Below are 26,241 nucleotides of genomic sequence, written 5' to 3'. Positions count from 1 at the left end.
CGGACGCGCGCCGTTGTATCCTCGCGGCTGAACTGGAGTCCTTACATGCCGCGACGCCGCACCCACCCCGTGCAATCCGCCATCCTGCTGCTGCTCACCGCCGCGATCTTCGTGGTCGACGCCTTCACCCGGCTCGACACGGCCATCGCCGTGATGTATGTCGTCGTGCTGCTGCTCGCATCGCCCGTGTGGCCGCGCCGGTACACGTTCGCGCTCGGCGCCGCGTGCGGACTGCTGACGATGGGCGCCTACGTCGTCGCGCACGGGCTGCACGTGGCGCCCTCGCCCGCCGGGCGCGCACTGGTCAGCATCGCGGCCATCGCCATCACGACCTGGCTCGTGCTCCAGCGCCAGCAGGCCACCGACCGGCTGCGCCAGCGCGAACAGGCCCTGCGCCGCAGCCAGGCCTTCCTCGCCGGCGCCCAGCGCCTGTCCCGCACGGGCAGCTTCGGCATCCGCGTGCCGGACGGCGCGATGGTGTGGTCCGAGGAAGCCGCGCGCATCTTCGGCTACGCGGGCGACGCCGCGCCCGACATGGAGCGCGTGCTCGCGCACACGCTGCCGGACGACCGTGCGCTCGTCAGCGCCGCCCTGCGCCGGACGCTGGCTTGCGAAGGCCACATCGACGTCGCGCACCGCCTGCTGCTCCCGGACGGCACGATCCGCCACGTGCATGTGCTGGCCGAGGCCTCGTACGACGCCGACGGCCGCTGCGAATACCTGGGCGCCGTCACGGACGTCACGGCGCGCGTGGAAGCCGAGCAGGAACTGCACGCGTCGCACGTCCAGCTGGCGCACGCGGCCCGGGTGAGCATGCTGGGCGAACTCGCGGCCTCCGTCGCGCACGAAGTCAACCAGCCGCTGACCGCGATCGTCGCCAACGCCCAGGCCGGGCGGCGCTGGCTGGGGCGTGCGCAGCCCGACATCGCCGAAGCCCTCGCCGCGCTGGACGGCATTGTGCAGGCCAGCGAACGCGCCGGCCAGGTCGTCCGCCGCATCCGCGCGCTGGCCCGCCGCACCGAACCGGAGCACGTGGCGCTGGACCTGAACGCGCTCGTGCAGGACACGGTCGAGCTGCTGCAGCGCGAACTGGACCGCCGGCCATTGGCACTGCGTGTCGAGCTGGCCCCCGGCCTGGCGCCCGTCATGGGCGACCGCATCGAGCTGCAGCAGGTCCTGATCAACCTCGTCATGAACGCGCTGCAGGCGATGGACGGCTTGCCTGACAACCGCCTGGACCTGCGCACGCGCCAGGACGACGGCATGGCCCGCGTGAGCGTGCGCGACAGCGGCCCGGGCATCGCCGACGCCGACGGCGCGCGCCTGTTCGAGCCGTTCTTTTCGACCAAAGCCGACGGCATGGGCCTCGGCCTGCCGATCTGCCGCTCGATCATCGCGCGCCACGGCGGCCGCATCGCCGCGCGCAGCACACCGCCCGGCTCCACGTTCAGTTTCGACCTCCCCATCCATCAGGAAGCCCCCCTCCATGAACAGCAGTCCGACGCCTTCCCGTGAACTCGTGTATGTCGTCGACGACGACGCCGGCGTGCGCGACAGCCTCTCCGGGCTGCTGCGCTCCGTCGGCATGGAGGTGGCCGCCTACGGCAGCGTGGCCGACTTCGCGCGCGCGCGCCGGCCGGACGTGTGCAGCTGCCTGTTGCTCGACGTCCGGCTGCAGGGCGCCAGCGGGCTCGATCTGCAGGACCAGCTGAACCGCGACGGCGTGCCGCTGCCGGTCGTGTTCATGACGGGTTTCGGCGACATCCCGATGACGGTGCGCGCGATGAAAGGCGGCGCCGTCGACTTCCTCGCGAAGCCGTTCCGCGAGCAGGACTTGCTGGACGCAATCCACCAGGCCCTCGCGCGCGACCGCGAACGGCGCGCGAAGCGCCAGGCGCACGCGGCGCTGGCGGCCCGCTACGCGGCGCTCACGCCGCGCGAAAAACAGGTCATGGCGCTGGCCGTGCGCGGCCTGATGAACAAGCAGATCGCGGGCGAAACGGGCACGAGCGAAATCACCGTCAAGATCCACCGCGGCAACGCGATGCGCAAGATGGAGGCGAAGACGTTCGCGGACCTCGTGCGCATGGCCGAGGCCCTGGGCGCGGAAAATGAGAGCACACACGGCCAGGATGCCACTCATACCTAGGTATGATTCCATGCGCATGGGCCAGAGCGGTATGCTGCGCGGCATGGATACCCAGTTGCCCGCCCCTCACGTCGCGCTCGTCGACGACGACCCCGACGTGGGCACGAGCCTGCGCGGCCTCTTGCGCGCCTGCGGCTACCGCGTGAGCCTGTTCGGCGGCGCGCAGCAATTGCTGGCGCACGGCCTCGACGACATCCAGTGCGTCGTCAGCGACGTGCAGATGCCCGGCATGGACGGCCTGGCCTTGCTGGAACGGGTGCGGGCCATCGCGGCGGCGCCGCCCGTGATCCTGATGACGGCGTTCGCGGACGACCACGTGCGGCTGCGCGCGCTGCGCGGCGGCGCGGCGTGTTTTCTCGCCAAGCCCGTCGATGCCGAGCAGCTGGCGGAGTGCGTGCGGCTGGCCTGCGCGGGAACCGGTTGAGTCAGCGTCGCGCGGGCCGGCCGGGCGCACGGGGCGGCAGCGTGAACGCCTTGCCGGCCTTGGCCTTGTCATACTCAGGCTTGAATTCGACACACCCGTTGCAGGGAATGACCTGTTCGAGTTCGACGATACGACGCTCGGCAAGCCGCGTGCGGCAGAGGTCCGCCGAGAACGGCTGTGCCGACCCGCCTTCGAGTCCTTCGTTCTCGAACGTGCATTGCGCGTCGCGATAGGCCTGCCACGCCCGCTGGGCGCTCACGAGTCCGTCCGGTCTGGCCAGGGCGTTCCGGAGCAGCGTGTACACGAGGTCGACGCGCGCATCCGATTCCTCCAGCTCGCGATGCATGCAGGCGGTGATCTCGATCATCGGACCGGCATCTTCACAGCGCGCGTGTTTTTGCTCGGCGATGTCCGGGTCCGCGGCCGCCCGCGCGACATGCGTGACGAGCAGGCCAAGGCAGGCCAGGACGGCCAGCGACGAACGAATGTGCATGGGAGCCTTGCAGGTAAATGGCCCACCAAGTCTGCCACGCGCGTTACGGCAAGGCAAGCACACCTCCGGTCCGCTGGCGTGCGCCGGGCCCGGCCGGACTGCCGCTAGACTGGCCATCCCGACCGTTTCCGGAAAGACGACCATGGCACTTCGCAACCTGCTCTCTTCCATCCTGATCGGCGCCGTGGCCAGCGCGCGCTCGATGACGCCGATGGCCGCCCTCGCGACCGCCCGCCTCGCCCACCGCGGCACGCCCGGCAAGCTCGCCCTGCTGGACCGTCCGCTGTTCAAGTTCGGTGCCCTCGCGATGGGTGTCGGTGAATTGTTGGGTGACAAGATGAAGACGGCGCCCGACCGGACGGTATTCCTGGGCCTGCTGGCGCGCACGATGAGTGCGGGAATCGCCGGGTCGGCGCTGGCGCCGCGGGGACGCGAACGGGAGGGCGCGGTGGCCGCGGTCGCGACGGCGGTGCCCCTGGCCTACCTGACGCTCGCGGCCCGCAAGCGCGCGATGGCCCGGGTCGGCCAGACACGCAGCGGCCTCGTCGAGGACGCGCTGGTGGTGGCCGCCGGCGCCGCCATCGTCGCGCTGGCGACGCGCCGCTGACGGCGCGAACGCCGCGCACCGGATTCGCCACGCCGATGACGCGGTCGCCGTCGGCCTGCAGACGACTCAGCGTACGGGCGCCGCAACCGGGGCCAGCACGGGGTTGTCGCCCTGGTTGCGCGCCGGTGCCTTGTGCACCATCGTGTAGGCGTAGTCGACGCCCATGCCGTATGCGCCCGAGTGTTCGGTGACGATCTTCATCACGGCATCGTAGGTATCGCGGTGCGCCCAGTCGCGCTGCCATTCGAGCAGCACCTGCTGCCACGTCACGGGCACGACGCCGGCCTGCACCATGCGCTGCATCGCGAAGTCGTGCGCATCCTTCGACGTGCCACCCGACGCATCGGCCACCATGTAGATCTCGTAGTCGCCTTCGAGCATCGCGGACAGCGCGAAGGTCGTGTTGCACACTTCCGTCCACAGGCCGGCGACGATGATCTTCTTGCGGCCGTTGGCGGCCAGGGCATCGCGCACCTTCTGGTCGTCCCAGGAATTCATCGACGTCCGTTCGAGGATGGCCTTGCCCGGGAAGACGTCCAGGATTTCCGGGTAGGTCTTGCCGGAGAACGACTCGCTTTCGACGGTGGTGATCACGGTCGGGATGTCGAACGCCTTGGCCGCCTTGGCCAGGCCGACCACGTTGTTCTTCAGGGTCTGGCGGTCGATCGACTGCACGCCGAATGCCATCTGCGGCTGGTGGTCGATGATGATCAGTTGCGAGTTGTGCGGGGTCAGGACTTCGAGTTTGGCGTTGCTCATGATGTTCTCCAATATTATCGGGTTGGGGTTCGATATTGCATCGAACATTTCGAAGCTTTGCGCTTCGTTGTTCGCTGCGATGGAGACATTATGCTCGGCCGCTCGGGTTTAAAAAAACGAGAAAATTGCCAGTCTCTTATCGATTTTTTCGAACATCGTTGGCGCTGCCGGCGGCGGACGCCGGCAGCCCCGGCCGGGATCAATCGTTGATCCATTTGTACTGCACGGTGGACCAGCCCGGCTCACCGACGCCGTCTTTTGCGGCCACGCCGAACTTGCACGTATAACTGGCGCGCAGCGAGGCCCTGTCCAGTGCGCGATGGCCGCTGGACTCGACGACCTTGGATTGCTTCACCGAACCGTCGGCGCCCACCAGCACGGCGAGGCGGACCGTGCCCTGCAGATAGTCGTCCTTGAGGTCCGCGGTATAGGCGGGAACGCCGCAGGTGGCGGGTTTCAGGCGCGCGGCCGGCTCGGCGTGGGCGGCCAGGGAGAGCATGGAAGCAATGGCGACAACGTGACGTTTACCGATCATGATGAGCTCCAGTAGGTTGGGTTCGAAAGGATCGCTGCTACGAATCCAATTTACTGCGCTGCAGCATCGTTGAAAAATTTATTGTTGGAATAGCAGTCATGCGTCGTCCGGTGATATCGCACGATAAACAAACCATATTGTTATTCCAAAGCGAATTCTGAAGCGATTTTTCTGGTGATTATCTTCGACTAGAAATCAATCATCATGATCTCACTGTCAACCACCGAAGGAGATCAAACATGAACACCCAAGCCAAGCACACCGCCCGCGTCGCCCTGGTCACCGGCGCCTCGCGCGGCATCGGCGCCGCCGTTGCGAAGCGTCTCGCCGCCGACGGGTACGCCGTCGCCGTCAACTATGCCGGCAACGAAGCGGCCGCCAACGCGACCGTCGCCGCCATCGAAGCCGCAGGCGGCCGTGCCATCGCCGTGCGCGCCGACGTCGCCAAGGTCGACGACGTGAAGGCGATGTTCGCGGCGATCGAAGAAAAGCTCGGCCGCGTGGACATCCTCGTCAACAACGCCGGCATCCTGCCGTACGTGACGATCGCCGAGACGACCGACGAGCAGTTCGAACGCACGATGGCCATCAACGTCACGGGCACCTTCAACACGATGCGCGAGGCCGCGACGCGCCTGAACGACGGCGGCCGCATCGTCAACTTCTCGACGAGCGTGCTGCACATGGCGCCGCCGACCTATGGCGTGTACGTCGCCACGAAAGGCGCGGTCGAAGCGCTGACCCGCGTGTTCGCGAAAGAGCTGCGCGGCCGCGGCATCACGTGCAACGCCGTGGCACCGGGCCCCGTCGCGACGGAGCTGTTCCTGACCGGGAAATCGGATGAGCTGATCCAGCAGATCGCGAAATCGGCGCCGCTGGAGCGCCTGGGCCAGCCCGACGACATCGCCGGCGTCGTGTCCTTCCTGGCCGGTCCGGACGGCGGCTGGGTCAACGGCCAGATCCTGCGCGCCAACGGCGGCATGGCCTGAGGAGATCGCAACCATGGACAAGGCCATCATCCTCATTACGGGCGCCGGCAGCGGCATCGGCAAACTCTCCGCGCAGGCGCTGGCCCGCGCCGGCCACACGGTCTACGCGACGATGCGCGACATCGCCGGACGCAACGCGGCCCGCGCCGCCGCGGCGCGCGACTGGGCGCGGCAGCATGGCGCCGACCTGCGGCCGCTCGAACTGGACGTGCTGTCGCAAGACTCGTGCGACGCGGCCGTCGCGGCGGTCGTCGCGGAACAGGGCCGGCTGGACGTCGTCGTGCAGAACGCGGGCCACCTCGTCGTCGGCCCGACCGAAGCCTTCACGGCCGAGGAAGTGGCCAAGGTGCTGGACACGAACTTCCTCGGCGCCCAGCGCGTGCTGCGCGCCGCCCTGCCCCGGCTGCGCACCCAGGAGTCCGGCCTGCTGCTGTGGATCTCCAGCACGACGACGAAGGGCGGCTTCCCGCCTTTCCTCGGCCCCTACGGCGCGGCGAAGGCGGCGATGGATTCGCTCGCGGTGTCGCTGTCGTACGAAGTCTCCCGCTTCGGCATCGAGACGGCGATCATGGTCCCCGGCGCGTTCACGCGCGGCACGGAGCACTTCCCCAGCGCCGGCAAGCCGGCGGACGCCGGACGGATCGCCGCGTATGCCCGCTACGACGGGGTGCTTGACCAGGTGGGCGAACGCCTCGACGCGCTGACGCCGCCGGAGGCCGATCCGCAGGCCGTGGCCGATGAACTGGTGCGCATCGTCGGCCTGCCGCGCGGCCGGCGGCCGTTCCGCACGGTGGTCGACTTCGTCGGCGACGGCGCGCGCGAGGTGCTGGAAGTATCCGAGGCCGTGCGCGTGGACTTCGCGCGCCGCATCGGCATCGCCGACCTGCTCGTGCCGGCCGCGCCGACCGTATAATCGCGGAGGGAGGTGGCGCATGTCGACGCAGATGGACCGGTTTCAGGAAATGCAGATTTTCGTGCGCATCGTGGAGCGCCGCAGCTTCACGCAGGCCGCCGAGGACCTCCTGATCCCGCGCGCCACCGCCACCAACGCGATCAAGCGGCTGGAAAACCGCCTTGGCACGCGCCTGCTGGAACGGACGACGCGCGCCGTCGCGCCCACGCAGGATGGCGCCGCCTACTACGAACGGTGCGTGCGCCTGCTGGCCGACCTCGACGAAGCGGAAGACGCGTTCCGCGGCAGCGAGCCCGCGGGCCTGCTGCGCGTGAACCTGCAGCCGACGCTGGCCCGCTACTTCGTCTTTCCCGCGCTGTCCGGCTTCCTCGCGCGCTACCCGCGCATCCAGCTGCACGTGGGCGAGGACGACCGCCTCGTGGACCTCGTGCGCGAAGGCGTCGACTGCGTGCTGCGCGCGGGCCAGCTGCACGATTCATCGATGGTGGCGCGGCGCGCGGCCGACATCGAGCAGGTGACGGTGGCGAGCCCCGCCTACCTCGACCGCTTCGGCACGCCGGCCGCGTTGACGGACCTCGTGCATCACCAGGCCGTGCACTACGTGTCGACGGCGACGGGCCGGCCGTATCCGCTGGAATTCATGACGGACGCTGGCCTGAAGCTGGCCACGCCGCCCGGCGTCGTCTCCGTCACCGGCACGGAAGCCTATACGGCGGCCGCCCTCGCGGGCCTCGGCCTCGTGCAGGTGCCGCGCTACCGCATCGCCGGGCAGCTCGCGGACGGCCATCTGGTCGAGGTGCTGGCGGACATGCCGCCGCCCACCATCCCCGTCTCCGTGATGTATCCGCACGCGCGCCAGCTGTCGGCCCGCGTGCGCGTGTTCGCGGATTTCCTCGTGCAGTGCTTCCGTCAAACGTAGTCGGCGTCGTCGAGCAGCATGTCCTCGAAAAACGCGCCGAAGCGGCGCTGCGGGTCGAGCAGATGGATCTCGAGGATCCAGCGCATGCTCGATGGCGCGTGGTCGTAATCGGCCAGCGCGCCCGTGTGCAGCGCCGCGTGCGGGAAGTCGGAGACGCGGTGGCCCGGCAGGTCCGGATCGAGGTCCCAGCCCATGTCGCGCGCACGCTGCTGCGCGAACTCGTACAGCTTCCGGCCGCTCCAGTCCTGCGTCTTCCACGCCTGGCGCACGGCATGGAACAGGCGCTCGGCGTCGGCGGCGCAGCGCGCGTACTCCGGCGCGTCGCCCACCGTGAACGTGGCGCCGCCGTCGCCTTCCCAGTGCTCCACGCGCGGCGCGATGTCGATGAAGAAGATATCGTGCTCGCCCAGCACGATGCCGGGTGTCGACGCGCGCTTCATCGGCAGGATCGTGTTGGCGCCGAAGCGCACGCGCACCGGGTGCCAGCTGAGGGTGTGGCCCTGCGTGGCGATGACGTCGCGCGCCATGGCGACGGCGTCTTCTTCCACCATGCCGGGCCGGATGCGCTGCGCGATCGCGCCGATTGCCTTGCGGGTCTCGAGACGTGCGCGCAGCATGCCGTCGACGGAGAATGCGGGGCCCACGCGTTCAGCGGTGTTGTCCATGGTCGTCCTTTCGTGTGTTGGGGATGACGACATTCTGGCGCCGCGCCGCGCGCCGGCGCCCGCCGCGTGCACCGGTTTCCCGCCACGGTGCGCGCATTTCCCGCCACGCCCTCCCGGCGCCGCGCGCGCGGGGCTATAGTGACGGCGTCCGCATTCACAGCAGGAGCCCGCGCTTGTCCACCATCGCCATCCTCGCCTTCCCCGGCGTGCAGTCGCTCGACGTCACCGGACCGCTCGACGTGTTCGCGGAAGCCAACCGCTTCCTCGCGCCGCGCGACCACTACCGCATGCGCGTGCTCGGCACGGTGGACGGCCCCGTCGCGTGCTCGAACGCGATGCTGCTGCAGCCGCATGCGCGCTACGACGAAGAAGTCGATGCGCCCGACCTGCTGCTGGTCCCCGGCGGCCCCGACCTGCCGCGCCAGCCGGCCGACACCGCGCTGGCCGCGTGGCTGCGCACGATGGCCGCGCGCTGCCCGCGCATCGCGTCCGTCTGCAACGGCGCGTTCCTGCTCGCGCACGCGGGCCTGCTGGACGGCCGCCGCGCGACGACGCACTGGAACGACGTCGCGCTGCTGGCCGCGCGCTTTCCGCGGGTGGCCGTCCAGCCGGACCGCATCTTCGTGCGCGACGGTCCCGTCTATACGTCGGCCGGCGTCACGGCGGGCATCGACCTCGCGCTGCACCTGGTCTACGAAGACCACGGCGCGGACGTGTCGCTGAACGTGGCCAAGCGGCTCGTCGTGTTCACCCAGCGCAGCGGCGGACAGTCGCAGTTCAGCCCCTACCTGACGCCGTACGTGGGCGACGATTCGGTGCTGCGCACCGTCCAGGACCACGTGCTCGCCCACCTCGACGCGCCGTTGACCGTGGCCGACCTCGCGCGGGTGGCGGCGCTGAGCGAGCGCCACTTCGCGCGCCAGTTCGCGCGCGCGGCCGGGGTCACGCCGGCGGAATTCGTCGAGCGGGCGCGCGTGGACGCGGCCAGGGCCCTGCTCGAACGCGCCGACCAGCCCCTCAAGACGGTCGCGCACCGCTGCGGGTTCGGCACGGCGGCGCGGATGCGCGCGGCATTCCTGCGCCACCTGGGCGTCAGCGCGCTCGATTATCGCCAGCATTTCGGCGCATTCCGCCAGCGTGATTAATTCCTGGCTGCAACGCCATGCCAAGCTCGTGCCTCTGCTTTGCCGCTCGTGGCAAAATGTGTCTCAACGAAGCTCCTCATGACACGACATGCAGACCCCATCGATACCGCTCGACGAAGCGCGCCGGTTGACGGCGCTGCACGCCACCCGCCTCCTCCACAGCGCCCCGGAGGACGCGTTCGACCGCATCACGCGCATGGCGAGCCGGCTGCTGAAGATGCCGATCGCGCTGGTCTCGCTCGTCGCCGAGGAAGACCAGTGGTTCAAGTCGCGCTGCGGCATCGACATGACGGGCACGCGCCGCGAGATCTCGTTCTGCGGCCACGCGATCCTCGACCACGAGCCATTGATCGTCCCGGACGCGACGCAGGATGCGCGCTTCGCCGACAACCCGATGGTGGTCAATCCGCCGCACGTGCGCTTTTATGCGGGCGTGCAGCTGTACTCGATCGACCGCATGCCCCTGGGGACCCTGTGCGTACTGGACCGCGTGCCGCGCACGCTGAACGAGGAAGAACTGGACATCCTGCGCGACCTCGCGCGCATGACGGAACAGCTGATCCACTTCCGCCAGCTGGCGACCGCGGCGCAATCGCTGCACTCGCACGTCTATGTCGACAATGCGAATCCCGACCTCGCGGCGGCCGCGGGCCAAGTCGAATTCCTGCTCACGCACGACATGCTGACGGGCCTCGCGAACCGCCAGGTGCTCGTGCGGACGATCGGCCAGAACCTCGACAAATGGAAGAGCGACGGCCTGCACACGCTGGTCGCGACGATCAACATCGACAAGTTCAAGCGCCTCAACGAGCTGCTGGGCCACCATGAAGGCGACAAGGCGCTCGTCGCCATCACGTGGAGTTTGCAGAACCTGCTGCGGCCGGGCGACATGCTGGCGCGCGCCGGGAGCGACGAATTCGTCGTGCTGCTGCCGGGCCTCGGCGACGACAGCGTCGCGCGCGACCGCCTGCGCCAGCTGCTGCAGGCCGCCACGCGCGAGTTCAAGACGCCGGGCGGCGCGATCCCACTCACGTGCAGCATCGGCTATGCGATCTTCCCGGAGGACGGCACCGACGGCGACCTCCTGCTGAACAACGCGACGATGGCCGTGCGCCGCGCCAAGGCGCTGGGCGGCGGCCAGATCCAGCGTTATTCGGAAGAACTGAACCAGGCGTTGCAGCGCAAGCTCACGCTGGAAAACCAGTTGCGCCATGCGATCGGGCGCGGCGAGCTCTATCTGAACTATCAACCCAAGACGGACCTGCGCAGCGGCGGCGTCGCCGGCCTGGAAGTGCTCGTGCGCTGGAAGCATCCCGAGCACGGCAGCATCTCGCCCGCCGAATTCATCCCGATCGCCGAGGAGTCCGGCCTCGTCGTACCGATCGGCGAATGGATCCTGCGCACCGCTGTGGCCCAGCGCCGCGCGTGGAGCGACGCGGGCGTGCCCGACGTGCCCGTGGCCGTCAACCTGTCCGGCAAGCAGTTCCTGGGCACGGACGTCGTGGCGCTCGTCGGCGCCGTCCTCCGTGAATCGGGCCTGCCTCCGCGCCTGCTGGAGCTGGAACTCACGGAAAGCATCTCGATGGACGACCCGGTCCGCACCGCGGACCTGATGCGCCAGCTGCGCGAACTGGGCACCACGCTCAGCATCGACGATTTCGGCACCGGCTATTCGAGCCTCAGCTACCTCAAGCGCCTGCCCGTCGACAAGCTGAAGGTCGACCGCTCCTTCGTCCTCGACGTGCACCAGAGCGCGGAATCGCTGGCGATGGTGAAGGCGATCATCGCCATGGCACACACGCTGCGGCTGGAAGTCATCGCGGAAGGTGTCGAGAACGACGGGCAACTGGCCGCCCTGCGCAGCGCGGGCTGCGACCAGATCCAGGGCGATTACTTCAGCAAGCCGCTCGACGCCGGCGCCTGCGCCGAGTACCTGCGCAAGCACGGGGCCGCGCCGCACGTTCCGGCAGCGACGGACACCGCGCTTGCAAAATAACCAATACGTTATTATTCTTGTATCGGTAAATCCGCGGACACCGATCGTATAGACGTCGGTGCGCAACATTGATGCACAATTCCATGGCCGGAATTGCGGGATCCAACGCGAACGCTTACAATGGTGACACGGAGCGTTGCCTAAATTCATGAGACGCATCCGTCGCTCAACGGGTCCGTCGCTCTCGGCCGCACGGACCGCATCCGATCATTGCAGACCAACCCCACAAGCATGCGTTACTCGAGTAACCATAAGGCCGAAACGCGCCAGCGCATCATCGGCGAAGCGTCGCGCCGCTTCCGCAAGGACGGCATCGAAGGCACGGGCCTCGTGCCGCTGATGAAGGCGCTCGGCCTGACCCACGGCGGTTTCTACGCCCATTTCGAATCGAAGGACGCCCTCGTGCAGGCATCGCTGGACGCTGCCGCACAGCAGACGCTGGAACGCTGGCTACCGTCGGCGGACGCCGCGCCGCGCGCCGTCATCGACCACTACCTGTCGGCGGACCACCGCGACGAGCCGGGCGAAGGCTGCCCGCTCCCCACGCTGGCCGCGGAACTGGGCCTGCGCGGCCAGCCCAGCGCGACGGCCGACGCCATGGTGGCGCGCATGACGGCGCTGCTGGCCGACTGCCGCCTGGCGCCCGCCGCCGGCGACGAGGGCATCGTCGCCCTCGCCGCAATGGTCGGCGCGCTGACGCTCGCGCGCGCCGTCTCGGACCGCAGCGCGTCGGACGCCATCCTCACGGCCGTGCGCGGCGCCATGCAACCGGCCGAACCGGAGGCCTGACGCCCGTCACCGGCCGCGCCGTTCCACCGCCGCGCCGCCGAACACGAGCTGCCGCACGAGGGGCCGTTCGGTAAAGCGTTGCGGGAAGATGGGCGCCGGCCGGCTGGCCGCATCCAGGCGCGCCACGTGGTCCGGATCCAGTTTCACGTCCAGCGCGCCCAGGTTGTCCTGGGCCTGCGCGAGCGTGCGCGCGCCGATGACGGGTGCCGTCACTGCGGGATTCAGCAGAGTCCACGCGAGCGCCACTTGCGCCGCGCTGGCGCCGGTCTCGCGCGCCACGGCCTTCACTTCCTCCGCGATGCGCAGCGATGCCGCGTTCAGCAAGCCCGTCGATGCGATCACGCCCTTGCGCGTGTCCGCCACGCCGGGCGCGTCGTTGGTGGCGAGGTCGGACGTCCCGTACTTGCCGCTCAGGAGACCGCCGCCCAGCGGCGACCACGGCATCACGCCGAGCCCCAGCGCGCGCGCCATCGGCATCAATTCGTGTTCGACGCTGCGCTCGACGAGGCTGTATTCGATCTGCAGCGCGACGAACCGCGACCAGCCGCGCAGGTCGGCGATCGTCTGCAGCTGCGCCGCGCGCCATGCGGGCGTGTTGCAGATGCCCAGGTACAGCACCTTCCCGGCCCGCACCAGGTCGTCGAGGGCGCGCAGGACTTCGTCCGGCGGCGTCGTGTCGTCCCATGCATGCAGGTGCAGCAGTTCGATGCGGTCGGTGCCGAGCTGGCGCAGGCTCTGCTCGACGGAGCGCACGAGATTCATGCGGTGGTTGCCGCCCGAATTCGGATCGCCCGGATCGCGCGCCATCGTGAACTTGGTCGACAGGACGATCCGGTCGCGCCGCCCTTCCATCAGCTTGCCGAGGATGCGCTCGGACGCGCCGTTCGTGTAGTTGACGGCCGTGTCGACGAAGTTGCCGCCGCGGTCGACGTAGGCATCGAAGATGTGCCGGGCCTCGGATTCGTCGGCGCCCCAGCCCCAGTCCTGGCCGAAGGTCATCGTGCCGAGCGCCAGCGGCGAGACGCGCAGGCCGGAGCGGCCCAGCAGGCGGTATTGATCGAGTGCGGTCATGGTGATCTCCTGTGCGGTTGAAAGTGGGCACAGTGTCGGGCCGCACAGCCGATCGGCGGTAGCGCAAACGTCGCACATGCTTGCACGATCGTCCGGGGGCGCGCACGCACGTCATCGTCCCTGCTATCCTTGCCGGCATGGATACGCTCGCCCTCTTTGCCGCCGCCATCGCCCGCCACGCCCCCGTGGACGGCATTCACGACACGCTTCTCCCGGGCGTGCGCCTTATCCGATCGTCCAGCCCGACGATGCCCATGCCCGTGCTGTACGAACGGACACTGTGCCTCGTCGCGCAGGGCCGCAAGCGCGCGGTGCTCGGCACGACGGCGTTCGTGTACGACCCCGCGTACTACCTCGTCGCCTCCGTCGAACTGCCCGTGACGGGCGCCGTGATCGAGGCGTCGCCGGAGCGGCCGTATCTGTGCCTGAGTCTCGACCTGGACATGGTGGTGCTGGGTGACCTGGCGTTGCGGCATCCGCCCGCCGATGAGGATGGTGGAGAGGACATGGGCATGGCGCTGAACCGGACGACGCCCGGCCTGCTCGACGCGGCGCTGCGCCTGACGCGCTTGCTCGACACGCCGGCCGACATCGACGCGCTGGCGCCGCTCGTCACGCGCGAGATCCTGTACCGGTTATTGACGGGCGCCGGCAACCGCATCGTGCGCCGCATGGCGCGGGGCGACAGCCGCCAGAACCAGATTGCGCGCGCCATCGTCTGGCTGCGCGCGCACTACGCGCGCGACTGCCGCATCGACGAGATGGCCGACGTGGCGCGCATGAGCCGGTCGACCTTTCACGCGCATTTCAAGGCGGTGACGGCGATGAGTCCTCTCGAATTCCGCACGCAGTTGCGCATGCAGGAGGCGAGGCGGCTGATGGTGGCCGAAGGGATGGATGCGGCCAGTGCGGGATACCGCGTCGGGTATGAGAGTCCGTCGCAGTTCAGCCGGGATTATGCGCGGTTGTTTGGGGTGCCGCCGGGCAGGGATGCGGGCAGGTTGCGAGAGGCTGCGGGCGTGGCGCACTGAAGCCGATCAGCGCCTCTCGACGCCGGCGCCCGCTGGTTGGCCGACCGCAACGCGGCCAACACTGCCGAAGGTCAGTGGGCGGTTTCACCAAGTGCCGTGCGCAGTCCATCAAATCCCGACTTGTACATCCCGGCGACGATTTCCTTTGCCTTGGCGTCATCCACATCCTTGGCCGCCGGGTCGCGCTTGAACCGGCTCTTCCACGTGATTGTGCTGCCCTTGCCCGAAGGTGCCACGGCGAGTCCTCTTCCTGCACAACCTCGAGCACATTACCGGAAGCCGATAATGCGCAGCCCACTCGACCCGCCCACCCGCATCGGTCATCTCCCGCGGCGTCCCCAGACGGTCCGTATGCAAATGCCGCAGCTCGGCCCGCGCCGCGCCCTCCCGACCAGCGACAGCATCCATCCGCGCCAGCGGCACAAACGCATCCTCGCCATACACGCACGTCCGCGAATGAGTCCCGCACTGCTCGCTGAATCAAGCCATCATGAATCATGAGCCACAATTCGTTTCCCAAGAAACTCATAAAAATTCTCTGCATACAGAATGTGCTCTCCCGACGGAAGCCTGAGATATATCGAACATTCGCCGTCTTTGAAATTCATATAGTCAAAGAAGAAAACTTCGCCAAGATCAGTTTCGCTAATGACAAGTTTTGAATCATCAAGCAAGCCAGCCTTACGATTCATTAAGTGGTGAAAAACTATGTCTCCCCCATTAGCCGACTCGAAAGGAATTCCGTAAATGCTATAAATCTCTTCCCCTCCGACTTCACCGCCTGCATATCGTTTGAGAAACCATTTATATGATTCCGGCAATTTGCGGTTTAGTGCATTTTCTGCATTTGTCAGCCATTCATCCTCAACCGCATCGGACGATAATCCAAAATTAATGATCGACTGATGGACCGCGATCAATTCCTCAACTCCCGTTGCTGTTAAAGGTGTACTCACAATCTGTTGTGCCCCATACCCCTCGGATCTCCCCGCTCTGCACATAGTTTGAGAAACCATTTGTACAATCGTGGCAACTCACGATTTAGCTTTTCTTCCGCCTTCATAAGCCATTCATCGTTGACCGCATCAGAGGGTAACCCAAAATTAATTACCGATTGATGGGCAACAACTAATTGTTCCACCTCTGCCGCTGCCAAAGAGACCATTATCGTCGTCATGCAACTTCGTCGAGTTCGCAAGCTTCGACTTGGCGCCCAATGACGTAGCACTGTCCGTCCTCGCGCACTTCATCCAGGGAGCTCGGATCGCCAGCCAGACTGTAATCGCCGTCAATATCAATACACCACAAATCTCCAAAGTTAAGCAGTTTCACTCCGGAGGGTATGGAATTAAATTGATTTCCCTTAACTTTTGCAACGAGCTCCTCGACGTCTCCAACCACCACTTTAACCTTGCGCCAAACGTTGCCGTCCAGCTTATGATTTCGAGCGTAAAGAACTATTTCTGCAGCGAGCGGCTCGTTAGATGTGTAAAAGTACCTGAACGATAAAATTAGACCGTCGTCAAAACGCCCATCCTGGCACTCAAGCAATAGCAGACGAAGCGGCCGGAACTATTCGTCAAACGCATCTACGATCAAACGGGACTCGACACTTGGCGTCTTTCTGTTACGGCCTCAGCAACGATGCGCAAGAATGGAGTCCAGTCGCAGACGTGCGCCGTCCTGCAGAACTTCGCTGATATTGCTTTTTTCACGCACGCATTCGACAACCATTTTTGCGAGATTATTGGACGCAACGTCTTCGAAAACAAACTCCAATAGCCCACTCATTAGTCAATAAATCCTGCTGCATGCTCGGCGGCTTGCATGATTATGACATAACCTGCAATGCTGCTCCGGGCACAAATTCTTCGCACACATATACATGGATGGGGCTTTCGCCAAAACTCCATTCAATGATCGACTTGATTTCATTCCAGTCACCCCCTCCCAATCCAGCACCAATGCGCGGCATATAAATTTCAGAAATTTCGGCATCGGTTAGAAGTTTCTTTAATCGAGCCATCGAAATTTTTATGGCTGAAACGTCAGCCTTTGACCTCCAGGTCCTTTGCGTTCCCAAGTTGTATATTCTGGTCGCACCGTCAGTCCACTCAAAGACATCGCCTAGAACGAAGGCACCAGTCTTGCATAATTCTCGATACCGTGCGTACATCAATGGCCATTTTTCACGAAATGTAACGGCAATGCCTTTCCCCATTGCGCCAGCACAGTTACAACCGTGCGCAAATGCTTGAGGCGAGCTCACTGCAAATATATCGCCTTTGCAAAATATGACGGTCACTGCTTTTTTCCTTCAGCCCAAATTCTCTCAAATGTTTCTCGATCCAATTCTTCCGCCTCTTGATCCGATTCATCAAATTCTGGCTGATCAGTAAAAGGATAATCTTCACTATACTGAGATCCAGGTTCAGCCCAATAAATTTCGGAACCAAACACATCGATTTGCCGAGTGATTAAGTTCTCGGGCGACACCTCGCAATAGAACTTCCCCACTTCACCCTTAAGCGATTCAGAGTAGAAACAATAGTACCGCATCAAAATGTCCTTCCTGTCCGTACGATTCGACCCGTCAAATCCATGTCGTTTTTGTTCAGTATAAATTGAACATGTTCGCGGAATTCTGTGCCGGATGAATTAAGACCTTGCCTAACCGGAAGACCGGTAATGTCGATCTCAACAAAATTCGTAAGTTTCCCCAACTTTCTAGGATCATTAAACAGGAATCGTGAAGCCTGTCCGCCTGAGATGACTCCATTACCTAGCTGCTCTGCCGACAGCTGCCCCACCGTGCGTGCCCCAACCATTTCTGGCGCCAAATCAGTGAGGTATTGCCCATCGCCGTAACGAGCATGTGTTACTCCTGTCGAAACCCGCAGTTCTTGTGAACTGATAATTCCCCGCATTCCTGCCTCATCAGTGTAATGAAACAGGGTTTGCCTGCCACCAGTATAAGCGGCGCTCGGCAGTCGATCTGCTCCGCCCGCAAATTCGGAGACGATTTTATTCGCATCATTCGCGTTACTGGTCTTGCATGGACTTAGACCGAGCGGATCGACCGAGGCTGTTGGATTGGCAGAGTATGCGAAAGTGTTTGCCCCGCCAGACAATCCGATGGGATCAATCGAAACAAATCGCCCAATGTCCGGATCATAATAACGGGACCGGTTGTAATGCAAGCCCGTTTCGCTGTCGAAATACTGCCCCTGAAACCGAACAGGCTGCACTTCCCCGATCTCATCGGGCGACACCACCTCCGGCGAATCCTGCTGCGCAACCTCAAGTACATTCCCCCACGCCCGATACCGCGCAGCCCACACGACCCGCCCACCCGCATCGGTCATCTCCCGCGGCGTCCCGAGATGATCCGTATGCAGATGCCGCACCTCGGCCCGCGCCGCGCCATCCGCATCAGCGACGGTATCCACCCGCGCCAGCGGCACGAACGCATCCTCGCCATACACGTACGTCCGCGCATGACTCCCCCGGTTCTCGCACAGCAACCGGTTCCCATCCCACACGAACCGCGTGACGCCAAACGCATCCCGCTTTGCAATCCGCCGCCCGAACGGATCATAGGCATAGCTGACCGTCTGCGCCACATCCGAAGGCCCGCGTGAAACGACGCTGCGCACCAGCTGATGCGCCGGATTCCACTCGAACCGCATCCGCGTATGCTTGCCGACCAGCTTCTCGACCACGTTGCCGTGCGCATCGTAGTCGTAACGCTTGTCTTCGTACACGCGAATGCGATTGCCTTCCACGCGGCCGACCGGCGCCACCGTCGTATCGAGCAGATTATGCGCCGGATCGAATGCAAACCGTTCGCTCAGCTGCGGCTGCACGGCCGACAAAATGCGTCCGATCGGATCGTAGCGGTAGCGTGTCACACCATTGCGCTGGTCGTCGATCGACACGAGATTGCCCACCTCGTCGTACTCGTACTGCCGCGCGATGACGGTCGACGCGCCCTCGCCCGCGGTCTGCGACAACAGCCGCCCCACCGGGTCGTACCGGAACTGGCTGACGAGCGCCCCCTGCGTGCGGGCGATCATACGATGCGCCCGGTCGCGCTCGATATCGGTAATGACCTCGCCGTCCAGGTTGACCTGGTGCAGGTGACCCGAGCCGTAGTACAGGTTGTTCAGGATGCGGCCATCCGGTAGCGTCGTCCGCACCCGGTTGCCCAGCTCGTCGTATTCATGACGCAGCACGGTCGACGTACCCGAGGCATCCGTCTGCTCCATCACCAGCTGACCGATAGCGTCATACGCCATGCTGACAACGGCATCCGCATTGATCGCCTGCGTCATGCGCCCCAGCGCGTCGTAGGCGAAGCGCAACCGCATTTGCTGCGCCTGCGCCGCACCCGTCACGCGCGAAATCACCTTTTCCGTCAGCTGGCCCAGGCTATCCCGCACATACGTCGTCGCAATAGGCGTGGTCTCCGTGCGCGGTGCGCAGCCCAATTCCTCCTTGCCGACGATGAGCCCGCTGTCGTCGTAGCGGTAACGCGTCACGCGCGCATCGAAGCTCGTTTCTTCGGCGAGGCGGTCCAGCGTGTCGTAAACAAACCGGTGCACGTCGCCGTTTTCATTGATCAGCTCCGCGATCCGGCGGGCCGTGTCGTAGCGGTATTCCAGCACGCCGCCGCGCGCGTCGATGCGTTTCAGCGGCTTGCCGTCGCGATCGAGTTCGTAGGCGGTGCGGTGGCCCGCGGCGTCGACGTGGGCGACGAGCCGGCCCAGCCGGTCGTATTCGTAGCGCTCCGTGGTCCGGTCGGCATGCGTCACGGCGTGCAGGCGGCCGAGCGCGTCGTAGGCGTAGGTGCTCGCATCGCCGTTCGGGTCGAGCGCGCGCACGAGGCGCCCCTGGTCGTCGTAATCGAAACTGCTCGTGCTGCCCGAGCAGTCCGTGTAGCGGATCAGCTGCCCGGCGCGGTTGTAGGCAAGTGACTTGACGCCGCCGCGCGCGTCGGTGACTTTCACCGGCAGGCCGCGGTCGTCGTACTGGTACGCGGTCCGCTGGCCCAGCGCGTTCGTCACGCTGGTCAGGTTGCCCTGCGCATCGTAGCGCAGTACCGTCGTGGCGCCGAGGGCGTCGGTGATGAGGGCCGGCTTGTCGAAGCGCGCGTCGTAGACGATGCCCGTACCCCGCCCGCCCCGCTCGACACGGACGATGCGGCTGCGCTCGTCGTAGCGGTAGCGCACCGTGCGGCCGGCCGGGTCGGTCAGTTCGAGCAGGTTGTCGTTCTCGTCCAGACGATGCGTCGTGACGCCGCCCGCCGCATCCACCTGCGCGACCAGGCGCCCGTGCGCGTCGAACCGGTAGTGCTGCGCGCGGCCCAGTTGGTCGGTGACGATCGTTTCCTTGTCGAGATAGCGGAACGCCCACCACTGGCCCGTGTTGGTCCAGTTGCGCAGCACCTTCCCATCCGGCCCCTCGACGTCGTATTCATAGCGCGACACGAGGCCGTCCGGCTGGCCGTGCTCCACCATGACGTGGTTACGGTAGCCGAACTCGCGCACGACGTCGCCCGCGCGGTTGCGCACGCGCCGCAGGTCGCCCGCGCCGTCGTACTCGTAGGACACCAGCGTATGCGCGCTGCCTTCCGGTTCCGCGGGCATCAAGGTCACGCCCAGCAGGCGCATGCCGCCCGCGACCCGGCCGAACTCGAGGGCCAGGCTGTGCCCCGCGCTGTCGTCCACGCGCGCGGGCAGCCGGCGGGCGTCGTAGGTGACGCGGATGTGGTTGTCGTTGGCGTCCTGCCAGCCCGTCAGCCGGGCAACGCCGTCGCCGTACAGGACGGCGAATTGCGTGCGCAGGCCATTGTTGTCGACCAGCTCGAACGTCGTATCTCCCGTGCGCGCCAGCGTGATCTGTTCGGACGGCGAATAGATCGCGTCACCGACCCGCGGCAGCGAGAACGTGATGCCGCGGTCGAACGCGTCCAGCACGACGACCTCGTCGGCGCTGAGTTGCAGGCTGTCGCTGACGGGCAGCGCCCAGCCCTGGCCCAGCCAGCCGACGCGGTGCAGCGCCGAGCTGTACGTGCGCTGCCAGACCAGCGGCAGCGGCGCGGGTAACGCGAAGTCGAGGTCCAGGTCGCCGAGGAGGATCTTGTCGCCCGTGATCGGGTTGACGGGCTGGCCGACGAGGTTGCACGGCGGCTTGCTGGTGGCGACGCCGCGCTTGACCTCCGACGGCTTCTCGGCCGGTTTCTGCGCCTCCACCGGTTCCCTCGCGACGCCCTTGCCGGCGCCGGCTTCGGCCTGGCCTTGCGCCGACGCGAGCCTGGGCTGTAGGTTCGGATGCGTCATCAGCTTGTCGCGGTTCTGGCCGACCCATTCCGCGAACTTCGGACCCAGCCTGCTGTTCGACAGGTTGCGCACGAGGAGCGAACTTTGCACCTGGCCGCGCGACAGGTACAGCACCAGCGCCGTCAGGATTGCCTTCACGAGCAGCATCTGCCCTTGCGCGAACGATTCCGTCGCCTCACGCAGCATCGTCGTGCGCCGGGCGGTCGCGTCCGTCGGCAGGTCGCCGGCGTGCCAGGCGGTCGCGAAACCGTGGGCGGCGTGCCGGCACAGGTCCGGCACCGTACTGCTCATGTCCATGACCAGCATCCCGAGACCCATCCAGGCGAGGATCTCGCCGCCGATCGCGACGCCCGCCTGCGCGCCCACGGCCGCGCCCGGGATGGCGCCCACGCCAAAAGCCAGCGATCCCAACGCCCCGCCCGCCGCCGCGCCGAGCACGGCGCCGCCGCCCAGGTACAGTGCCATCTGCTTCATGACCTCGTACAACACGTCGACGATCACCGCGAAGTTCAGGCCGGCGAACTGCTGCCTGAGCAGTTCCGCGAAGCGCGGCCGGGATGCATCGAGCGCCTGCTTGACGGCCAAGGCGTTGCGCACGCCGCCCATGTCGGCGCCCGCGTCGGCGATGCGGCCGAGCGTGGCGCTCGCCTCGTTCGACCAGCGCTGCACGCGCCGCGCGATGTCGAGCCGCGCCTGCGCGCCGGCCTGGGCATAGTGGCGCTGCATGGTGTCGAGGGTGCGCGTCAGATCGGTCCAGTTGCTCGAAAAGTCAGGCATGGTGCTCGCAGGAAAACAATTGTGAACGGCGCCAATGGCCGATTTAACGAACAGGAAATTTCTGATAGTATATACATGATTTAACATAAATCTAACAATCCCCCGTCCGGAGGACACATTCGATGCAGGAGCTGCGATATGTCATCAGATTCGCTCGATAACCGGATCAAGGCGCTCGGCGTGGCCGGCACCGCCCTCGACACCGCTACGCTGCTGAAAGCCGGCTCGGGCGGCGCGGCCCTGGCGTCGGGCGCCGCCGGTCTGGCCGGGCACGCGAGTCCCCAACTGGCCCAGGCGCTCCAGGTCGCATCGCAGGCGCACTCGCTGGCGCAGCATGCCGGCGCGCTGGCCGACCATGCGGGCCCAGGCGCGGACCAGCCCGCGGCGCTGGCGCAAGGCGCTGCGGTGGCGGAAAACCTCGCGCTCGAAGAACACCCCCTGGCGGGCCAGGCCGTGAACGATTTCGCCGGCAACGAGCCGCACTACGTGCCGCCGAATATCGATCCCGCCGGACAGGACGACGCCGCATCGGCCGTGGCATCCCTGCTGGCGAAGTTCAACGACGGCAAGCGCCTGCTGCGTTTCTATTCGCCGCTGCAAGGCGACAAGACCCTGCTGGTCGAGTCGTTGAGCGGCTCGTCGGCCATGTCCGACCAGTTCGTGTTCAACCTCAGCCTGATTTCGGAAAACGCCGCCATCGACCTGAAAGACCTGATGGGCAAGAACGTCAGCGTGGGCGTGCAGCTCGCGGACGGCAGCGAACACTTCGTCAACGGCTACGTGCACTCGTTCGGCTTCAGCCATGCGGACGGCGGCTTCGCGTTCTATCACGCGCAGATCGTGCCCTGGCTCAGCTACCTGAAGCAGCGCGTCAACTCGCGCATTTTCCAGGACCAGAGCGTGCTCGACGTGCTGGACACGATCTTCAAGGGCGACTACAACGGCCTCGCCGCATACGAATTCCGCGTCAGCCAGACCTACCGGCCCGAAAACTACATCGTGCAATACGACGAGACGGACGAGCACTTCGTCTGCCGCCTGATGGAGAAATACGGGCTGTTCTACTATTTCGACCACAAGCCTAACGGCCACGTGATGGTGATCAGCGACGATTCGCGCTCGGGCGCGTTCTGCCCGCCGCAGCCGGATCACGCCGACGTCGAATTCAACGGCGGCAACCGCTGGCACGACCGCGACAGCGTGACGGCGTTCGCCGCCGAACGCAACCTGCAGCCGACCAAGGTCGCCCTGAACACGTTCGACTTCAAGGCGCCCAATGCGATGCAGTACGTGGAGCTGCCCACCGTGACGCAGCAGGGCGACATGCCGGCCATGGAAATCTATGACGGCAACCCGGCCTTCTCGTACAAGGACAAGGACGACGGCCAGCGCGAAGCGCGCCAGCGCCTGGAAGTACTGGAGTGGCAGGCCAAGGTCTTCACGGGTGCGTCCGACTGCCGCGGCCTCGTCGCCGGACGCACGTTCAAGCTGCAGGGCCACCACTGGTTCGATCCGGCCACCGAGGGCGACAACGATTTCCTCGCGCTGTCGGTGCAGGTCAGCGCCCGCAACAATTATTTCGAACGGGGCCAGAGCGACGTCTACCGCAACACGTTCACCGCGATCCGCCGCAAGATCCCCTACCGCCCGCGCCGCGCGCACCCGCCGCCGCGCATGCCCGGGCCGCAGACGGCGACAGTCGTCGGCCCCAAGGGCGCGGAGATCCACACGGACCAGTACGGCCGCATCAAGGTGCAGTTCCACTGGGACCGCTACGGCCGCCGCGACGAACGCAGCTCGTGCTGGATCCGCGTCTCGCAGCCGTGGGCCGGGCGCGGCTGGGGCACGATTTCCGTGCCGCGCATCGGGCAGGAAGTCATCATCGACTACCTCGAGGGCGACCCCGACCGCCCCGTCTGCACGGGACGGCTGTTCAATGCGGACCAGCCGGTCCCGTACGGCCTGCCGGATGGCGCCCACATGATGGGTTTCAAGAGCCGCTCCACGCCGGGCGGCGGCGGCTTCTGCGAGATGGTGATCCATGACAGCAAGGGCAAGGAACTGATCAACATCCATTCGCAGAAGGATATGGTCACGACCGTGCAGCACACGCAGGCGACGGTCGTCAACGGGCCGCACCAGACCAACACGGTCAGCACGGGCTACCAGACCAACACGGTCAAGCAGTACATCGTGACGACGGCGCAGACGGGCCACATCCATGACACGGCCAAGACGAACATCGAGCTCACCGCCGAAGACGACTACATCCACGCGACGGCCAAGACCAATATCGAACTCGTGGCGCAAACGGCCCACCTGCACCAGACCGCGAAGCAGAACATCGAGCTGACGTCGCAGACGGAGCACATCCACCTGAAGGCCAACACCGACATCACGCTGGAAGTCGGCAGCAGCAAGATCGTGCTGCAGGCCGACGGCACGATCCTGATCCAGGGCGTGAACGTCGCGGTGATGGGCAGCCGGATCGACCTGAATAAATGAATGAGCCAATGAGCGAGCGCGCCATGTACCACGCCAACCACGCCACCTTCGAACTGCCCGCGCAGTTGAAGGACAAGACGATGCACATGTTCACCTTGCGCGACGATGGTCCGAGCGAGTTCAACGTCGTCGTCTCGCACGCGGACGTCAAACCCGAGGAACAACTGGACAAGTTCGGCGAGCGCCTGACGAAGGAACTGACGCGCGCCTTGCCACGCTTCCAGCTGAAGGCGATGACGGAACGCCTTGTGGACGGCGCGCCGGCGCTGGAACTGGCCTACAGCTGGCGCAACGAGGCGGGCTTCATGCACCAGCGCCAGGTCATCACGCTGGTCCAGGGCAGCAAGCCGGGCACGATCGAGGCCATGCTGATGGCGGCGACGTGCCTGCGCGAGTTCAGCGACGAGTGGAATGCCGCGTTCGACGCCATCGTGGACAGCATCAGGCTGCGCCGCCCGCTGCCGAAGGCCCAGGACGGGCCGCCCGCGGCGCCGTCCCCTGCCCTGCCGACGATCTTCGCATTGTCCGAACCGCGCAAGACCTTGCACGTGTTCGCGGACAGGCACGAGGCGGGCAGCAAACTGTCGGCGCGGGACGTCAACCAGGACCACTGGGAATTCTATGACGCCGAGGGCACGCGCCTGCAGGCGAACGTCTCCCGTACGAACGCCGGCCTGTCGCTGCTGCGGCCATCGGGCACGGTCACGCTGGAACGCAAGGCGGAACCACCGGGACCGGCGCTGGCGGAACGGCTGCATCTGGCCCGGTACATCCAGGCCAGTTCGTCGTCCGTGCCGTTCTACAGCCTGACGGAGGTGCGCGCGCATCTCGATCAGGTGGCGGAGCGCTAGATGCCGGCGGCGGCACGGCTGGGAGACCCGATCGGGCACAGCCCGACCATGAGCTGGCTCCTGAAAGGCCTGCTCATCGGCGCGGCCATCGCGGTGGCCGGGGTGGCGATCGTGGGCACGGGCGGCCTCGCGGCGGTCGCTGTCGTCGGCGCCGGCGCGGCCATGGGTGCGGGCCTGGGCGAAGCGATGAGCACGATGAGCTTCGCGGCCAAGGAAGTCACCGGCGCCATCGCGATGAGCGGATCGTCCAATGTCTTCGTCAACAACCTGGCTGCGGCCCGCGCCCACGTCGACATGGTCGCGTGCTCCAAGCATCCGGGACCGATACCGATCGCGACGGGCAGCGGCCAGGTCTACATCAACGGTATGCCGGCCGCGCGGGTGGACGACAAGACGGGCTGCAGCGCCGTCATCACGAAGGGGTCGGGCAATGTCTACATCGGCGGCGGCACGGCGCAGACCGACACGATCAATCCGGAAAACCTCGTGCCGGGCTGGGTGCATGCGTCGCTGCTGGTCGTCGGCGTCGGCTCGGCGATCGTCCTCGCCGGGCCCGTGATCGCGGTGGGCGGCCTGGTCGGCGCGTTCGCGGGCGGGATCGGCGGCGGCTGGGTCGGCGGCAAGATGTTCGGCGAAGGCAGCGACGGGCAGAAATGGTCGGCGATCGCGGGCAGTTTCCTGGGTGGGTATCTGGGGGCGAAGGCGGCGCCGGGGGCGTGGGAGTTCGCGCAGCGGGTCCAGGTGTCGGTCGAACCGGGCACCTTGGGCATGAACGGCGGGAACGTCCGCGTCTCGCTGCGCCCGCCTGCGACGGCCGCCGAGCCGCCGGCCACGCCGCCGGTGGAGCCGCCGGCACGCGTCTCGGCATCGACGTATGCGCGGCTGCGCGCCAAGACGCCGAGTTCCGCGATTCAAAAGCAGGTCAACGAAGGCGTGACCTTGCCGATGCCCGACCGGGCACTACCGGGCCTGACGGTGACGAAGCCGCTGCACGCGGACCATATCGTGTCGATGAAGCAGATCACGGAAATGGAGGGATTCGCCCGGCTGTCGCAGGAAGATCAGCTCGCGGTGCTGAACAATCCCCGCAACTTCATCGGCCTGAGCGAAACGGCGAATACGTCGAAGGGGGCGAAATCGTTCGCCGACTGGACAGAATACAAGAAAGGCGGCATCGCCGTGGACCCGGCATTCCGGCAGGAGATGATGCAGAAAGAGGTCGACATGGCGGCCGAGTTGCAACAGCAGATTTATAATCTCCTGGGCGGCGGCTAGCGTGCAC

General features: G+C 66.0%; 26 protein-coding genes. 14 read left to right on the top strand and 12 right to left on the bottom strand.

Features of this window, described 5'->3' with window-relative positions; genetic code table 11:
• Positions 1-45: 45 nt before the first annotated feature.
• From ASD28_RS18475 to ASD28_RS18465, 3 genes are read left to right on the top strand one after another with little or no spacing between them, the layout of a single operon-like run.
• On the top strand, positions 46-1,515 hold the full coding sequence (locus ASD28_RS18475; protein WP_056131306.1) for a sensor histidine kinase: 1,470 nt from the start codon (positions 46-48) through the stop codon (positions 1,513-1,515).
• Positions 1,487-2,149 carry a response regulator transcription factor gene (locus tag ASD28_RS18470; protein WP_056131304.1) on the top strand — a complete coding sequence of 221 codons (663 nt, stop codon included), beginning with the start codon at positions 1,487-1,489 and terminating at the stop codon, positions 2,147-2,149. The genes ASD28_RS18475 and ASD28_RS18470 overlap by 29 nt, the downstream gene beginning before the upstream one ends.
• Before the next feature lie 16 nt (positions 2,150-2,165).
• Positions 2,166-2,573, top strand: a complete 408-nt coding sequence (locus ASD28_RS18465) for a response regulator (RefSeq protein ID WP_200948861.1) — start codon at positions 2,166-2,168, stop codon at positions 2,571-2,573.
• A gap of 1 nt (position 2,574) precedes the next feature.
• Here the strand turns inward: ASD28_RS18465 and ASD28_RS18460 are convergent, their stop codons facing one another.
• Positions 2,575-3,066: a lysozyme inhibitor LprI family protein gene (locus tag ASD28_RS18460; protein WP_056131297.1), complete on the bottom strand. Its 492-nt coding sequence runs from the start codon at positions 3,064-3,066 to the stop codon at positions 2,575-2,577.
• A 142-nt stretch (positions 3,067-3,208) separates the two neighbouring features.
• Between ASD28_RS18460 and ASD28_RS18455 the strand changes: the two genes are divergently transcribed.
• The gene (locus ASD28_RS18455) at positions 3,209-3,673 is read left to right on the top strand and encodes a hypothetical protein (protein WP_056131294.1); all 465 of its coding nucleotides are present in this window, start codon (positions 3,209-3,211) and stop codon (positions 3,671-3,673) included.
• Between the two features lie 66 nt (positions 3,674-3,739).
• Here the strand turns inward: ASD28_RS18455 and ASD28_RS18450 are convergent, their stop codons facing one another.
• Together ASD28_RS18450 and ASD28_RS18445 are read right to left on the bottom strand one after the other, a co-directional pair.
• A complete protein-coding gene (locus tag ASD28_RS18450) occupies positions 3,740-4,432 on the bottom strand; it encodes a hydrolase (protein WP_056131291.1) in 693 nt (230 codons plus the stop codon).
• 199 nt (positions 4,433-4,631) lie between these two features.
• Positions 4,632-4,967: an energy transducer TonB gene (locus ASD28_RS18445; RefSeq protein ID WP_082577295.1), complete on the bottom strand. Its 336-nt coding sequence runs from the start codon at positions 4,965-4,967 to the stop codon at positions 4,632-4,634.
• 239 nt (positions 4,968-5,206) lie between these two features.
• Between ASD28_RS18445 and ASD28_RS18440 the strand changes: the two genes are divergently transcribed.
• Genes ASD28_RS18440 through ASD28_RS18430 form a run of 3 tightly spaced genes read left to right on the top strand, consistent with a single transcriptional unit; the run spans position 5,207 to position 7,788 of the window.
• Positions 5,207-5,956 carry an SDR family oxidoreductase gene (locus tag ASD28_RS18440; RefSeq protein ID WP_056131285.1) on the top strand — a complete coding sequence of 250 codons (750 nt, stop codon included), beginning with the start codon at positions 5,207-5,209 and terminating at the stop codon, positions 5,954-5,956.
• 13 nt (positions 5,957-5,969) lie between these two features.
• Complete coding sequence (locus ASD28_RS18435) at positions 5,970-6,869, top strand: SDR family NAD(P)-dependent oxidoreductase (RefSeq protein ID WP_056131281.1); 900 nt, start codon at positions 5,970-5,972, stop codon at positions 6,867-6,869.
• Positions 6,870-6,900: 31 nt separating this feature from the next.
• Positions 6,901-7,788 (top strand): LysR family transcriptional regulator, encoded by an 888-nt coding sequence (locus tag ASD28_RS18430; RefSeq protein ID WP_056132447.1) that lies wholly within the window; start codon positions 6,901-6,903, stop codon positions 7,786-7,788.
• On the opposite strand, the gene ASD28_RS18425 is transcribed toward ASD28_RS18430, so the two are convergent.
• Positions 7,779-8,453, bottom strand: a complete 675-nt coding sequence (locus ASD28_RS18425; RefSeq protein WP_056131278.1) for a M24 family metallopeptidase — start codon at positions 8,451-8,453, stop codon at positions 7,779-7,781. The two genes, ASD28_RS18430 and ASD28_RS18425, sit on opposite strands and share 10 nt — an antisense overlap.
• A gap of 173 nt (positions 8,454-8,626) precedes the next feature.
• Between ASD28_RS18425 and ASD28_RS18420 the strand changes: the two genes are divergently transcribed.
• The 3 genes from ASD28_RS18420 to ASD28_RS18410 all read left to right on the top strand — a co-directional run bounded on the left by ASD28_RS18420 (position 8,627) and on the right by ASD28_RS18410 (position 12,383).
• On the top strand, positions 8,627-9,598 hold the full coding sequence (locus tag ASD28_RS18420) for a GlxA family transcriptional regulator (protein WP_056131275.1): 972 nt from the start codon (positions 8,627-8,629) through the stop codon (positions 9,596-9,598).
• A gap of 88 nt (positions 9,599-9,686) precedes the next feature.
• Entirely contained in the window at positions 9,687-11,594 is a 1,908-nt protein-coding gene (locus ASD28_RS18415; RefSeq protein WP_056131272.1) for a bifunctional diguanylate cyclase/phosphodiesterase, read from the top strand.
• Between the two features lie 231 nt (positions 11,595-11,825).
• Positions 11,826-12,383, top strand: coding sequence for a TetR/AcrR family transcriptional regulator (locus tag ASD28_RS18410; protein WP_056131269.1), 558 nt, complete (start codon positions 11,826-11,828; stop codon positions 12,381-12,383).
• A 6-nt stretch (positions 12,384-12,389) separates the two neighbouring features.
• Here the strand turns inward: ASD28_RS18410 and ASD28_RS18405 are convergent, their stop codons facing one another.
• Complete coding sequence (locus ASD28_RS18405; protein WP_056131265.1) at positions 12,390-13,454, bottom strand: aldo/keto reductase; 1,065 nt, start codon at positions 13,452-13,454, stop codon at positions 12,390-12,392.
• 80 nt (positions 13,455-13,534) lie between these two features.
• Here ASD28_RS18405 and ASD28_RS18400 point away from each other — a divergent pair, with 80 nt between their 5' ends.
• On the top strand, positions 13,535-14,485 hold the full coding sequence (locus ASD28_RS18400) for an AraC family transcriptional regulator (RefSeq protein WP_229412139.1): 951 nt from the start codon (positions 13,535-13,537) through the stop codon (positions 14,483-14,485).
• A gap of 71 nt (positions 14,486-14,556) precedes the next feature.
• On the opposite strand, the gene ASD28_RS31925 is transcribed toward ASD28_RS18400, so the two are convergent.
• The 7 genes from ASD28_RS31925 to ASD28_RS18395 form a co-directional block, all read right to left on the bottom strand.
• On the bottom strand, positions 14,557-14,721 hold the full coding sequence (locus tag ASD28_RS31925) for an SRPBCC family protein (RefSeq protein WP_156403797.1): 165 nt from the start codon (positions 14,719-14,721) through the stop codon (positions 14,557-14,559).
• Complete coding sequence (locus tag ASD28_RS33355; RefSeq protein WP_082577297.1) at positions 14,642-14,893, bottom strand: RHS domain-containing protein; 252 nt, start codon at positions 14,891-14,893, stop codon at positions 14,642-14,644. The genes ASD28_RS31925 and ASD28_RS33355 overlap by 80 nt, the downstream gene beginning before the upstream one ends.
• A gap of 80 nt (positions 14,894-14,973) precedes the next feature.
• On the bottom strand, positions 14,974-15,441 hold the full coding sequence (locus ASD28_RS31245; RefSeq protein ID WP_200948862.1) for an SMI1/KNR4 family protein: 468 nt from the start codon (positions 15,439-15,441) through the stop codon (positions 14,974-14,976).
• Positions 15,438-15,662 (bottom strand): SMI1/KNR4 family protein, encoded by a 225-nt coding sequence (locus tag ASD28_RS32305; RefSeq protein ID WP_162252944.1) that lies wholly within the window; start codon positions 15,660-15,662, stop codon positions 15,438-15,440. Before ASD28_RS32305 ends, ASD28_RS31245 begins: the two co-directional genes overlap by 4 nt.
• 654 nt (positions 15,663-16,316) lie before the next feature.
• Complete coding sequence (locus ASD28_RS31240) at positions 16,317-16,790, bottom strand: macro domain-containing protein (protein ID WP_200948866.1); 474 nt, start codon at positions 16,788-16,790, stop codon at positions 16,317-16,319.
• Positions 16,787-16,945 (bottom strand): hypothetical protein, encoded by a 159-nt coding sequence (locus ASD28_RS31920; RefSeq protein WP_156403799.1) that lies wholly within the window; start codon positions 16,943-16,945, stop codon positions 16,787-16,789. Before ASD28_RS31920 ends, ASD28_RS31240 begins: the two co-directional genes overlap by 4 nt.
• 98 nt (positions 16,946-17,043) lie before the next feature.
• Complete coding sequence (locus ASD28_RS18395) at positions 17,044-21,603, bottom strand: DUF6861 domain-containing protein (RefSeq protein ID WP_056131259.1); 4,560 nt, start codon at positions 21,601-21,603, stop codon at positions 17,044-17,046.
• A gap of 138 nt (positions 21,604-21,741) precedes the next feature.
• Between ASD28_RS18395 and ASD28_RS18390 the strand changes: the two genes are divergently transcribed.
• Genes ASD28_RS18390 through ASD28_RS18380 form a run of 3 tightly spaced genes read left to right on the top strand, consistent with a single transcriptional unit; the run spans position 21,742 to position 26,234 of the window.
• Positions 21,742-24,108, top strand: a complete 2,367-nt coding sequence (locus ASD28_RS18390; RefSeq protein ID WP_056131257.1) for a type VI secretion system Vgr family protein — start codon at positions 21,742-21,744, stop codon at positions 24,106-24,108.
• An 8-nt stretch (positions 24,109-24,116) separates the two neighbouring features.
• A complete protein-coding gene (locus ASD28_RS18385) occupies positions 24,117-24,959 on the top strand; it encodes a DcrB-related protein (protein WP_056131253.1) in 843 nt (280 codons plus the stop codon).
• Positions 24,960-26,234, top strand: coding sequence for a PAAR domain-containing protein (locus tag ASD28_RS18380; RefSeq protein WP_056131250.1), 1,275 nt, complete (start codon positions 24,960-24,962; stop codon positions 26,232-26,234).
• Positions 26,235-26,241: the final 7 nt, after the last annotated feature.

The sequence above is a fragment of the Massilia sp. Root133 genome (assembly GCF_001426525.1).
Lineage (GTDB): Bacteria > Pseudomonadota > Gammaproteobacteria > Burkholderiales > Burkholderiaceae_D > Telluria > Telluria orientalis.
Note: the sequence above shows the minus strand (reverse complement) of the source record. Positions and strands in the feature narration are given on the sequence as shown.

Bases quoted from the DNA above. Each gene is read 5' to 3' on its own strand.
- ASD28_RS18475 (WP_056131306.1), top strand. From the start codon at position 46: ATGCCGCGACGCCGCACCCACCCCGTGCAATCCGCCATCCTGCTGCTG.
- ASD28_RS18470 (WP_056131304.1), top strand. From the start codon at position 1,487: ATGAACAGCAGTCCGACGCCTTCCCGTGAACTCGTGTATGTCGTCGAC.
- ASD28_RS18465 (WP_200948861.1), top strand. From the start codon at position 2,166: ATGGGCCAGAGCGGTATGCTGCGCGGCATGGATACCCAGTTGCCCGCC.
- ASD28_RS18460 (WP_056131297.1), bottom strand. From the start codon at position 3,066: ATGCACATTCGTTCGTCGCTGGCCGTCCTGGCCTGCCTTGGCCTGCTC.
- ASD28_RS18455 (WP_056131294.1), top strand. From the start codon at position 3,209: ATGGCACTTCGCAACCTGCTCTCTTCCATCCTGATCGGCGCCGTGGCC.
- ASD28_RS18450 (WP_056131291.1), bottom strand. From the start codon at position 4,432: ATGAGCAACGCCAAACTCGAAGTCCTGACCCCGCACAACTCGCAACTG.
- ASD28_RS18445 (WP_082577295.1), bottom strand. From the start codon at position 4,967: ATGATCGGTAAACGTCACGTTGTCGCCATTGCTTCCATGCTCTCCCTG.
- ASD28_RS18440 (WP_056131285.1), top strand. From the start codon at position 5,207: ATGAACACCCAAGCCAAGCACACCGCCCGCGTCGCCCTGGTCACCGGC.
- ASD28_RS18435 (WP_056131281.1), top strand. From the start codon at position 5,970: ATGGACAAGGCCATCATCCTCATTACGGGCGCCGGCAGCGGCATCGGC.
- ASD28_RS18430 (WP_056132447.1), top strand. From the start codon at position 6,901: ATGGACCGGTTTCAGGAAATGCAGATTTTCGTGCGCATCGTGGAGCGC.
- ASD28_RS18425 (WP_056131278.1), bottom strand. From the start codon at position 8,453: ATGGACAACACCGCTGAACGCGTGGGCCCCGCATTCTCCGTCGACGGC.
- ASD28_RS18415 (WP_056131272.1), top strand. From the start codon at position 9,687: ATGCAGACCCCATCGATACCGCTCGACGAAGCGCGCCGGTTGACGGCG.
- ASD28_RS18410 (WP_056131269.1), top strand. From the start codon at position 11,826: ATGCGTTACTCGAGTAACCATAAGGCCGAAACGCGCCAGCGCATCATC.
- ASD28_RS18405 (WP_056131265.1), bottom strand. From the start codon at position 13,454: ATGACCGCACTCGATCAATACCGCCTGCTGGGCCGCTCCGGCCTGCGC.
- ASD28_RS33355 (WP_082577297.1), bottom strand. From the start codon at position 14,893: ATGGATGCTGTCGCTGGTCGGGAGGGCGCGGCGCGGGCCGAGCTGCGG.
- ASD28_RS32305 (WP_162252944.1), bottom strand. From the start codon at position 15,662: ATGACGACGATAATGGTCTCTTTGGCAGCGGCAGAGGTGGAACAATTA.
- ASD28_RS18395 (WP_056131259.1), bottom strand. From the start codon at position 21,603: ATGCCTGACTTTTCGAGCAACTGGACCGATCTGACGCGCACCCTCGAC.
- ASD28_RS18390 (WP_056131257.1), top strand. From the start codon at position 21,742: ATGTCATCAGATTCGCTCGATAACCGGATCAAGGCGCTCGGCGTGGCC.
- ASD28_RS18385 (WP_056131253.1), top strand. From the start codon at position 24,117: ATGAGCGAGCGCGCCATGTACCACGCCAACCACGCCACCTTCGAACTG.
- ASD28_RS18380 (WP_056131250.1), top strand. From the start codon at position 24,960: ATGCCGGCGGCGGCACGGCTGGGAGACCCGATCGGGCACAGCCCGACC.